We start from the raw sequence: 10,184 nt of genomic DNA on the forward strand, positions 1-10,184 counted from the left end.
CCCGCCGAATACACTGAGACGGCGACAACCGAGATCTACTCGACCTACGTCGTCGGCTGCGTCTTATGTGTATAAGCGACAGCCGCTCTCAACACCGGGGCGGGGGCGGGGCGGCGGCCCGGCCCCGTCCCGGCGGGATCAGTCCTGCGGGCTCGACGGCGTGTGGCTGTCGCCGAGGGGGGAGGTCGGGGTGTGGCTGTCGCCGAGAGGGGCTACCGCGCTGTGGTGGTCGCTCGGCGGGGCCGGCGTGTGACTGTCGGCGAGTGCCGGTGCGGCGGCGCCCGCCGCGGTGGCCGCCGCGATGGCGACGGTGACGAGGACTTTCTTGGCGCTAGTCATTCCAACTCCTCTGGTGGGACGGAACATTCAACATCACGTGACCCTAGTGAACGGGGCGGCTGAATGTTCGATTCCGTGGTCCTGTACCGCGTGGCGGGACCGCCCCGCCCCCCGGACATGCGTCGGCCGCGACGGCTCCCCCTCCGCGCCGCCGCGGCCGATCACCCCCGTCGGGATATGAGGTCTGTGGGTCAGTCCTTCGGCGGGGCGGGCGTGTGACCCTCGCCCTGAATGGTGACGCCGTCCTTCGGCGGGGCGGGCGTGTGGCCCTCGCCCTGCGTGGTGACGCCGTCCTTCGGCGGGGCCGGTGTGTGGCCCTCGCCCATGGTGGTGATGCCGTGCTTCTTCTTCTTTTCGGTCTCGCTCATAAGTGACAACTCCTATGGAATTGACGGGGTCCAGATAGCGGATACGCCCGCTCGGCAACTCCCCCGAGGGTCGCCGAACGGGCGTTTGGGCCGCTCACTTTATCCGTAGGGCCCATGCGACCCGTCTGCCCCCCGACGCGACGGATCGACCCCATGAGAGTGGCAGTCCGCCATAAACGTTCGATGAACGCCCTCAGGGATGTCCGCAGGACTCTTTCCAGGACGCCCGCCGGGCCGTTTCCGGTTCGCCCGCCGGACCCTTTCCCGAGGGTCAGGCCGCGGCCACCGGCTCCAGGAGTTCGCGCACCTGGGCGGCCTCCGGGGCGCCCGCCGCCTCATGGATGGCGAGGGCCTCGCGCCAGCACGCCTGCGCGCGGTCGACCTGCCCGAGGCTGTGCAGGGCCCTGCCGAGGATCGTCAGGACGTTGGCGCGCATCCAGTCGCCGCCGACGCAGCCGGTGCTCAGGGCCTGCTCGGCGTGCTGGGCCGCCTGCGCCGCGCGGCGGTCCGAGAAGTGGACCTGGGCGATGCGGTAGTGCGTGGTCCCCTGCCACAGGCGCTGGCGGTTCTCCGCGAAGATGCCGAGCGCGTCGGTGAGTTGGTCGAGGGCCTCCGAGTGGCGCCCCGCCTGGCTGAGGCCGAGGCCGAGCGCGTACTTGGCGTTGGCGAGCCGGAAGGTGACGCCGAGGTCGCTGTAGATGGCCATGCCCTGCCGGGCCAGGTCGATCGACTTGCTGGTGCGGCCCATCAGGAGGAGGGCCCGGGAGAGGTTGCAGAGGGCGCTGGCCTCGCTGTGCCGGTTGCCGTCGGCGCGGAAGACGCCGATCGCCCTCAGGAGCTGCTCCTCGCCCACGGCGGGCTGGTTGATGCAGTTGTTGACGATGCCCTGTTCGTTGAGGGAGTTGCCGTTGGTCCAGGGGTCACCGGACTCCAGGGCGAGGCCCGCGGCGAGTTCCAGCTCGGCGGCCGCGGCGTCGAACCGGCCGACCTTGTTGAGCACTTGGGCGAGGCTGACCCGCGCCCGCCCCTCGGCGAGCGCGTCCCCCACGGTGGCCGCGACGTCCCGTGCCGCACGCGTCGCCGCCTCGTACCGGTGCGAACTCGCCCCCGACTCGGCCAGGTCCTTCGCGGCGAGGATCAGGTCCACGGCGCGGCGCAGGCTGTTGGGCGCGAGGGACTGCTGGACGCAGGCCAGGATGCAGGCGGCCTCCGCGTGCAGCCAGTCGAAGGCCTTGGCCCCGTCGTCGAATTCCAGGCCGACGTCCGGGGTCACCTCCAGGTGCTCCACGGTCCGGTCCCCGGGCCGCTCGATCGCGTACACGCGCGCCGCCGACGCCAGATAGAAGTCCAGCAGGCGCGACATCGCCGCGTCCCGCTCGCTCGGGGGCTGCTCGTCGCGTTCGGCGCATGCACGCGCGTAGAGGCGTACGAGGTCGTGATAGCGGTAGCGGCCCGGTGCCGCGGACTCGATCAGGGACGTGTCCACCAGGGCTTCCAGGAGGTCCTCGGTCTCCTCCAGGGAGAGGTCGAGGACCGCGGCGGCCGCGGCGAGGGACAGGTCGGGGCCGTCGGCGAGGCCGAGGAGGCGGAAGGCGCGGGCCTGCGCGGGCTCCAGCTGGCCGTAGCCCAGCTCGAAGGTGGCCTTCACCGCGAGGTCGCCGGCCTGGAGCTCGTCGAGGCGGCGCCGCTCGTCGGCGAGCTTCGCGGCGAGCGTGGAGACGGTCCAGGTGCGGCGGGCCGCCAGGCGGGACGCCGCGATGCGGATGGCCAGCGGCAGGAATCCGCAGGCCGCGACGACGTCGAGGGCGGCGTCGCGCTCCGAGGCCACCCGCTCCTCGCCGACGATCTTGGTGAAGAGCTGCAGGGCCTCCTCGGGGGACATGACGTCCAGGTCGACCAGGTGCGCGCCCGCCAGGTCGACCATGCGCACGCGGCTGGTGACCAGGGCCGCACAGCCCTCCATGCCGGGCAGCAGCGGCCTGACCTGCGCGGCGTCGCGGGCGTTGTCGAGGAGGACGAGGACCCTTCGGCCGTCGAGGACCGAGCGGTACAGGGCCGCGCGCTCCTCCAGGGAGTCCGGGATCGCCGAGTCGGCGGTGCCGAGGGCGCGCAGGAAGGCGCCGAGCACGGTCTCCGGTTCGGCGGCCCGCGAGCCCGCGCCCTGGAGGTCCACGTACAGCTGGCCGTCCGGGAAGTGGGTGCGCGCGACGTGCGCCACGTGCACGGCCAGGGTCGTCTTGCCGACGCCGCCGATGCCCGCGAGGGCGGAGACCGCCATGACGCGGCCCTCGGCCGTGGAGAGGATGTCGCTGAGCTCGGCCACGAAGGACTTGCGTCCGGTGAAGTCGGGGACGGTGGCGGGCAGTTGCGCGGGCCGCACCACGGTGGTGGCCGGTTCGGGGGCGGCCGCGGACGGCTCGGTGAGGCCCGGGTCGGCCTGGAGGATGCGCTGCTGGAGCTCTTTCAGGCCGGGGCGCGGGTCGACCCCGAGCTCGTCGGCGAGGAGGCGCCGGGTGTCGGCGTACACGGCGAGGGCCTCGGCCTGCCTGCCGCTGCGGTAGAGCGCCAGCATCAGCAGCTCCCGCAGCCGCTCGCGCAGCGGGTGCGCGGCGGTCAGGGCGGTCAGTTCGGAGACCGCCTCCGCGTGGCAGCCCTGTTCCAGGTCCATGTCGAGCCGGGACTCGACGAGTTGGAGCTGCCACTCCTCCAGGCGGGTGCGCTGGGTGTCCGCGTACGGCCCCGGGACGTTGGCCAGCGGTTCGCCGTCCCACAGTCCGAGCGCCTTGTTCACCAGCGAGCGCGCCCGGCACAGGTCGCCGACGCCGCGCGCCTTCTCGGCGGCGGCCCACAGGTCCTCCGCGACGGTCAGGTCCAGGGCGCCTTCGGCCACCCGGACCGCGTAGCCGCCGGATTCGCTGAGCAGGACTCCCGCGGGCAGGACCTTGCGCAGCCGGGACGCGTACGTCCGTACCGCCGCCAGTGCCTGCGACGGCGGCTCGTCGCCCCAGAGGGCGTCGATCAGCTCCGAGGCCGTCGCCGTGCGGCCGTCCCGGAGCAGCAGGGCGGCGAGAAGCGCCCGCTGCATCGGGGAACCCGTGTTGAGCTGTACCGTGCCGTGCCATGCGCGCACCGGTCCGAGCACGCTGAAGCGTGACGTCCGGACCTCGGGGTATTCCCCCTCGGTCCGCTCCTCGGGGGTGTTCCCCGAGGCCGGACGCCACTGCTCCGGTACTCGCGGTACATCGACCATCGCTCCCCCTGCCGCCCTGCCGTTCCCAATCCTGCCGGTCGCGGTGCTGCCCCGGCCGCGTTCGTGCCGCGGTCGGTCGTGCCTCGGTTCTTGCTCCCCGCCAGTTTGCCTTGTCCATGGCGGATGCGTCAGCCGTGCGAGACGGCTCTCACAGGGTCCACGCACGAGGTTCCGCATCGCCCCGCGTCCGCGGGGCGATCGACCGGTGGTCGTACAACTTGCTGACGGACCGTCAGATCGGCGCTACCGTGGACCGCATGGAGACCATGGAGACCTTCCCGAAGATCATCTCGGTGGACGACCACACGGTCGAACCCCCGCACGTCTGGCGGGACCGGCTCCCGTCGAAGTACCAGGACAGCGGCCCCCGGATCGTCCGGGCGCCCCTCAAGGAAATGTCCTTCCTCGGCGGCAAGTTCGCCCCCGTGATGGGGGTAAAGGGGGACGAAGGGCCCATCGGGGACTGGTGGGTGTACGAGGACCTGCACAGGCCGCTCACCCGCCTCGACACGGCCGTCGGGTACGACAGGGATGAGATCAAACTCGAAGTCATCACTTACGAACAGATGCGACCGGGATCGTTCAGCGTCCCCGACCGCCTCGCCGACATGGACATCAACCACGTCCAGTCCGCCCTCTGCTTCCCCACCTTCCCGCGCTTCTGCGGCCAGACCTTCACCGAGGCCAAGGACCGCGAACTCGGACTCCTCGCCGTGCGCGCGTACAACGACTGGATGGTGGAGGAGTGGTGCGGGCCCGAGGCGCACGGCCGCCTCATACCGCTCACCCTCATCCCCCTGTGGGACGCGGAACTGGCCGCGGCGGAGGTACGGCGCAACGCGGCGCGCGGAGTACGGGCCGTCGCCTTCTCCGAAATCCCCCCGCACCTCGGACTCCCCTCCATCCATACGGACGAATGGGACCCCTTCCTGCGCGCCTGCGACGAGACCGGGACCGTCGTCGCCATGCACATCGGCTCGTCCAGCAAGATGCCGTCCACCTCCGCCGACGCGCCGCCCGCCGTCGGCTCCACCATCACCTTCGCCAACTGCTGCTTCTCGATGGTGGACTGGCTGATGAGCGGCAAGTTCGAGCAGTTCCCCAACCTCAAGATCATGTACGCCGAGGGGCAGATCGGCTGGATCCCCTACATCCTGGAACGCGCCGACGTCGTCTGGGAGGAGAACCGCGGCTGGGGCGGCGTCGCCGACAAGGTCCACCGGCCCCCGTCCGAACTCTTCGCCTCCCACGTCTACGGCTGCTTCTTCGACGACGCGTTCGGCCTGAAGAACCTCGACTCCATCGGCGTCGGAAACGTCCTCTACGAAACGGACTACCCCCACTCCGACTCCACCTGGCCCAAGTCCCGCGAGGTCGGCGAGTCCCAGATGGGCCATCTCGCACCGGACGTGGTCGACCGACTCGTCCGCGGCAACGCGATTGGCCTTCTCGGTCTTACGGGGGATGGGCTCTGGCGCGCATAGCGCTTCGCGGCGGAAGCTCCCCGCCCGTCCACCCGAATCTCCGCACCGGGTGTGGCGGGTGGGCGGTCGTGCCGGAAGGCCACGGTGTCACCGTGCGGTGAGCGCCCGCCGTGCGGCGTTGATGACGTGGTGCGCGTCGGCGCCGTATGCGGCGGATTCGCGCAGGGCGTTCCAGACTTTCGTGTACAGGGCGATGTTGTCGACATCGTCCAGCCAGAGCTCCGCGTGCCAGTCCTCCGCGATCACGAGTCGGTCGTCCAGCAGCCAGAAGCCGTTGGCCGGGGCGACCTTGACGGAGGCCGCGAACGGAACGACCCCCAGTTCTACCGTGTCCATCCCGATCATTCCGGCCAGCCGGTCAAGCTGAGCCGCGAGGACCGACGGCGGACAGATCAGGGACCGCAGCGCCGCTTCCCAGATCAGCACCCGGAAGAGGTGCCCCTTTTCGAAGAGCCACTCCTGTCGCCGTGCCCTTGCGCGGACGGCGTCTTCGATGTCGTGCATAGAACCATGCAGATCGGCATAGCGGCGGAAGACGTGGCGGGCGTAGTCCGCGTTCTGGACCATGCCGGGAATGACCGCCTCCTCCCAGGCATGGACGACTGTCGTACGGTCGATCTCCACGTTCCAGCGCTCCTGCACGGGCCGATGTCCGTCCGTCAACTGCCGCCGCCACGACTGGACATGGGTCTCGAATCCGGTGAGGCGGGCGGCGAGTTCACCGAACACGTCGGGGCGGCCGAGGGCGTCCGCCAGGGCCCGCAGGTCCTCTCGGGTGGCGGTCTGTCTGCCGCCTTCGAGTTTGTAGATCTTGGAGTGCGGCCAGCCGAGCAGGGCTGCGAGCTGCGGACCGGTGAGCCTGCCCCGGGGCCGTTCGACCCGGAGTTCCCTGAGCCGTGCGCCAAGGGCTTCCCGCGCCTGCTGGTAGTCGGTGCTCACCGGTCACGCTCGCAGCTAGTCGGTCTTGGGTACTTGTCCCACGAAGTCTTCGTACGGGGTGGCGTGATGCACCGCGGCATCACGCGCCATGGAGTACCGCACGACTTCGGCGGGTTCTGTGATGGTCTCGATGCTGGTCAGTACGTCGGCGTCGTCGAAGTGCAGAACGACGACAAGCCGTGAGTCGAAGATCCAGAAGTCCTCTTCGAGCAGATTGATCCGCCGTGCGTCGGCGCGCCACAGGCAGCCGACGTTTTCGCCTGACGCGACGTTGCCGGCGCCGTAGCTGAGCAGGAACCGCTGCCCCTCTGTCGGCGGGCTGTCGACCACACGTACGCGGCCCACGCGCTTCCTGTCGCCGGTCTGCCGCTTGATGTTCTGGTGCCACTTGCTGTCGAGGTCCCAGATCGCCTGGCCGGTCTTGAGGAACGTCCCGTAGTCGAGATCCTCACGGTCGGACGCGTAGCCGCCGCGAGTCTCCAGGTGCCAGGCCGTGTGCTCGAACGTCTCGAAGAGACGGGCGAACTCCTCCGGGCTGATCACCTCGGGCGTGCGGTCGATCTCTTTGGGTGCCCAGTTGACGAGCAACTGGCGGGGGACCACGACGGCGGCATCTCCAGTACCGAGATGCCTCAGCTGTGCCACGTCGTCGCGATCGGTGAGCGGTCGCCCCTGGACGATGACCTCGCCGCTGTCCAGGTCTTCATGCAGGGCCGGACATGAGCCGTTCTTGCTGTCCGTGCCCGTGAAGCGCAGTCGCCTCATGATGGCGTCCTTTCAGGGACGTTGATCCAACCAGAATGGCTGCGCACCGGGCCCCGCACCACAGGCTCCCGTTCCCCGCGTGAGAACACCAGAGAACATTCCGTCAGCGCGCGAGAACATCGGAGAACATTTCGTGGTGCCGTGCACGCGGCCTCCCTAACGTCCAGGTCATGGCCACCACGAATGAGCCGCGGTACGACGATCCCCCCCCACGACGAGCAAGCCGCTGCGGGCGGTGCGCGATCAGCCCGGCATCGTCCTTCGGCCGTCGGCCATACGGCTGGGGAACCGCCTCCGGCGAGGGGATCGCGAGACATGAAGGCGCGATACCCGATCGGCACCCTCGTCGTCGACGAGGAAAAGGGCAAGCCGGGGCGAGTCATGGGGCACGAAGGCCCGTACATCCAGCTCCGGCCCCCGGGCGGGGGTCGTGAATGGGACGCCGACCCTTCCCGCGTCCGGCCAGCCGACGAAGCGGAACGGCTGCGCGCGAGCGTCGTCGAGGTGGCACTGACTTCCGACCGCCACCGGAACGCCGACCCTGCGCCTCCGTGACCCGTCCCCTCTGCACCGTGGGCTGTACCCGCCTGCACCGGCCTTGCGCCACCGTTCGCGGCCCCCTGCGGCGTGCGCTGTGCCCACCCGTGCCGCCCTGCGGCACGATTGCCCACAGCGGAGCGGCCGCCCGCCGGCTGTTGGCGCGGGCTGGGGTGGGTTGGGCAGGTGGGGGGCACCCCCACCGGCCCGCAGGTGCAAACGCTCGCGAGGGGACGTGGGGGTATGTGCGCACGGAGCACCTTGGCCCACCCTGACGGCAAACGCTGACCGAGGCACAAGCCACGGGATAGCGAGTACGCACATACCCCCGCGGCCCCGCCCCACAGCCGAACCCAAGGCGCAGACCCAAGCCGCCACCCCCCTTGCCTGACGCACCGTCAGCTACCACGATGTGTGGCGGAGGCGTAGGTGACGTCCCGTCAGATCAGGGTGAGGGGTTGGGTTCCGTATGGATGGTGCCGAGTCACGGATGTTCACGGAGGGGCAGCTGGCGTACGGGATGCAGTTGCCGATCCAGTCGCAGAGTTCGCTCTATGCGGAGGCATGGGAGGCCGACGCCACCCCCGACGACCTCGCCGCCATCGCCCGCACCGCCGACCGCACCGGCTTCGCCTACCTCGCGAGCTGCGAGCACATCGGCATCCCCCGCCACCTCGCCGAGGCGATGAGCACAACCTGGTACGACCCCGTGGCCACGCTCTCCTACCTCGCCGGCATCACCGAACACGTCCACCTCATGAGCCACGTCGCCATCGTCGGCCTGCGCCACCCGCTCCTCTCCGCCAAGCAGTACGCGACCCTCGACCACCTCAGCGGCGGCCGCCTGATCCTCGGCGTCGGCGCGGGCCACGTACGGGAGGAGTTCGAGGCACTCGGCGTCGACTTCGCGCGGCGCGGACCCATCCTCGACGAGACCGTCGACGCACTGAAGAAGGCGCTCGGCCCCGACGAGTACCCCGAACACCACGGCGACCACTTCCACTTCGAGGGCCTCGGCCAACTCCCCCGCCCCGCCCAGCCCCACGTCCCCATCTGGGTCGGCGGCTCCTCACCCGCCGCCGTACGCAGGGCCGCGACCCGCGCCGACGGCTGGCTCCCGCAGGGCGACCCGCGCGCCAAGCTGCCCGCCCAGATCGCGCGGCTCAAGCGGCTGCGCGAACAGGCGGGGATCGAGGAGCCGATCACGGTCGGCGCGATCACGGAGGCGCTGTACATCGGCGACCCCGCATGGCAGGTGGGCCGCCGCACGCTCGCCGGGAAGCCGGAGGCGATCGCCGAGTCCCTGAGGGAGTACGGGGCGATGGGCGTGGCCCAGATCCAGGTGCGCTTCCGCAGCCGGGGCCGCGCCGAACTGACCGACCAGATGGCCGCGTTCGCGGCGGACGTGGCGCCGCACCTCAACGACTGACGGGCCGATCTGACAAGACGCCAAGGCGCCAAGGCGCCGAGACACCAAGACGCCGAGACACCGAGACACCGAGACGCCGAGACACCGAGACGCCGAGACACCGAGACGCCGAGACGCCGAGGCACCAACACACCACGCCCCCGACCCACCACCGACAACCCCCTCCGCACCTCAACAACCAAACCGACCAACAGGGAGTACCCCATGGGCAAGCTGGACGGCCGCGTCGTCATCGTGACCGGCGCGGCGCGCGGGCAGGGTGAGCAGGAGGCGCGGCTCTTCGCCGAGGAGGGGGCGAAGGTGGTCGTCGCCGACGTGCTCGACGACCAGGGCGAGGCGCTGGCGAAGGAACTGGGCGACGGCACGGCGAAGTTCGTACACCTGGACGTGGGCAAGGAAAGCGACTGGCAGGCGGCCGTGGCCTCCGCCAAGGACGCGTTCGGGAAGATCGACGGCCTGGTGAACAACGCCGGGATCCTGCGCTTCAACGAGCTGGTCAGCACGCCCCTCGAAGAGTTCCAGCAGATCATCCAGGTCAACCAGATCGGCTGCTTCCTGGGCATCCGCACCGTCGCCCCGGAGATCGAGGCCGCGGGCGGCGGCACGATCGTGAACACCGCGTCCTACACGGCGCTCACGGGCATGGCCTTCGTCGGCGCGTACGCCGCGACGAAGCACGCGATCCTCGGCCTGACCCGGGTCGCCGCCTTGGAGCTCGCCGCGAAGGGCATCCGTGTCAACGCGGTGTGCCCCGGCGCGGTCGACACCCCGATGACCAATCCCGCGCAGCTCGACCCGACGGCCGACCCGGAGGAGGCGAGCGCGGCGGTGGCGGAGCTGTACAAGAAGCTGGTGCCGCTGGGCCGGATCGGCGCGCCGGAGGAGGTGGCGGCGCTGGCGCTCTTCCTGACCGGCGGCGACTCGGCGTACATCACGGGGCAGCCGTTCGTCATCGACGGCGGCTGGCTGGCGGGGGTCAGCATCGTCTGAGAGCCGCCTGGGGGCCACCTGAGAGCCGCCCCCCCATTACTTTCTACGTAGCCCCGCAACGGGGTTACCGGCCTTCGGAGTTG

Annotated in this window: 9 protein-coding genes; 4 read left to right on the plus strand and 5 right to left on the minus strand. The window is 70.4% G+C overall.

Annotated features, from left to right (window positions below; all coding sequences use genetic code 11):
• Nucleotides 1–138: 138 nt before the first annotated feature.
• From ACFWZ2_RS42675 to ACFWZ2_RS42685, 3 genes are all read right to left on the minus strand, one after another.
• Nucleotides 139–339 carry a hypothetical protein gene (locus tag ACFWZ2_RS42675; RefSeq protein WP_384555203.1) on the minus strand — a complete coding sequence of 67 codons (201 nt, stop codon included), beginning with the start codon at nucleotides 337–339 and terminating at the stop codon, nucleotides 139–141.
• Nucleotides 340–530: 191 nt separating this feature from the next.
• On the minus strand, nucleotides 531–707 hold the full coding sequence (locus tag ACFWZ2_RS42680) for a sigma-like protein (RefSeq protein WP_384555204.1): 177 nt from the start codon (nucleotides 705–707) through the stop codon (nucleotides 531–533).
• A 271-nt stretch (nucleotides 708–978) separates the two neighbouring features.
• The gene (locus tag ACFWZ2_RS42685) at nucleotides 979–3,957 is read right to left on the minus strand and encodes a BTAD domain-containing putative transcriptional regulator (RefSeq protein ID WP_384555205.1); all 2,979 of its coding nucleotides are present in this window, start codon (nucleotides 3,955–3,957) and stop codon (nucleotides 979–981) included.
• Between the two features lie 266 nt (nucleotides 3,958–4,223).
• Between ACFWZ2_RS42685 and ACFWZ2_RS42690 the strand changes: the two genes are divergently transcribed.
• A complete protein-coding gene (locus ACFWZ2_RS42690; protein ID WP_384555210.1) occupies nucleotides 4,224–5,441 on the plus strand; it encodes an amidohydrolase family protein in 1,218 nt (405 codons plus the stop codon).
• 87 nt (nucleotides 5,442–5,528) lie between these two features.
• Here ACFWZ2_RS42690 and ACFWZ2_RS42695 read toward each other — a convergent pair whose 3' ends face one another.
• Nucleotides 5,529–6,380: a helix-turn-helix domain-containing protein gene (locus tag ACFWZ2_RS42695; RefSeq protein WP_384555206.1), complete on the minus strand. Its 852-nt coding sequence runs from the start codon at nucleotides 6,378–6,380 to the stop codon at nucleotides 5,529–5,531.
• A gap of 15 nt (nucleotides 6,381–6,395) precedes the next feature.
• Complete coding sequence (locus tag ACFWZ2_RS42700; protein ID WP_384555211.1) at nucleotides 6,396–7,148, minus strand: DUF6879 family protein; 753 nt, start codon at nucleotides 7,146–7,148, stop codon at nucleotides 6,396–6,398.
• Nucleotides 7,149–7,460: 312 nt separating this feature from the next.
• Between ACFWZ2_RS42700 and ACFWZ2_RS42705 the strand changes: the two genes are divergently transcribed.
• The 3 genes from ACFWZ2_RS42705 (at nucleotide 7,461) to ACFWZ2_RS42715 (ending at nucleotide 10,101) form a co-directional block, all read left to right on the plus strand.
• Entirely contained in the window at nucleotides 7,461–7,700 is a 240-nt protein-coding gene (locus ACFWZ2_RS42705) for a hypothetical protein (RefSeq protein ID WP_384555207.1), read from the plus strand.
• 451 nt (nucleotides 7,701–8,151) lie between these two features.
• Entirely contained in the window at nucleotides 8,152–9,111 is a 960-nt protein-coding gene (locus ACFWZ2_RS42710) for a TIGR03619 family F420-dependent LLM class oxidoreductase (RefSeq protein ID WP_384555208.1), read from the plus strand.
• Nucleotides 9,112–9,315: 204 nt separating this feature from the next.
• The gene (locus ACFWZ2_RS42715; protein ID WP_384555209.1) at nucleotides 9,316–10,101 is read left to right on the plus strand and encodes an SDR family NAD(P)-dependent oxidoreductase; all 786 of its coding nucleotides are present in this window, start codon (nucleotides 9,316–9,318) and stop codon (nucleotides 10,099–10,101) included.
• Nucleotides 10,102–10,184: the final 83 nt, after the last annotated feature.

It is taken from the genome of Streptomyces sp. NPDC059002, assembly GCF_042740435.1.
Taxonomy (GTDB): Bacteria; Actinomycetota; Actinomycetes; order Streptomycetales; family Streptomycetaceae; genus Streptomyces.

What these genes read in the sequence shown, in the direction of transcription:
- ACFWZ2_RS42675 (WP_384555203.1), bottom strand. Translation starts at nt 339, where the DNA reads ATGACTAGCGCCAAGAAAGTCCTCGTCACCGTCGCCATCGCGGCGGCC.
- ACFWZ2_RS42680 (WP_384555204.1), bottom strand. Translation starts at nt 707, where the DNA reads ATGAGCGAGACCGAAAAGAAGAAGAAGCACGGCATCACCACCATGGGC.
- ACFWZ2_RS42685 (WP_384555205.1), bottom strand. Translation starts at nt 3,957, where the DNA reads ATGGTCGATGTACCGCGAGTACCGGAGCAGTGGCGTCCGGCCTCGGGG.
- ACFWZ2_RS42690 (WP_384555210.1), top strand. Translation starts at nt 4,224, where the DNA reads ATGGAGACCTTCCCGAAGATCATCTCGGTGGACGACCACACGGTCGAA.
- ACFWZ2_RS42705 (WP_384555207.1), top strand. Translation starts at nt 7,461, where the DNA reads ATGAAGGCGCGATACCCGATCGGCACCCTCGTCGTCGACGAGGAAAAG.
- ACFWZ2_RS42710 (WP_384555208.1), top strand. Translation starts at nt 8,152, where the DNA reads ATGGATGGTGCCGAGTCACGGATGTTCACGGAGGGGCAGCTGGCGTAC.
- ACFWZ2_RS42715 (WP_384555209.1), top strand. Translation starts at nt 9,316, where the DNA reads ATGGGCAAGCTGGACGGCCGCGTCGTCATCGTGACCGGCGCGGCGCGC.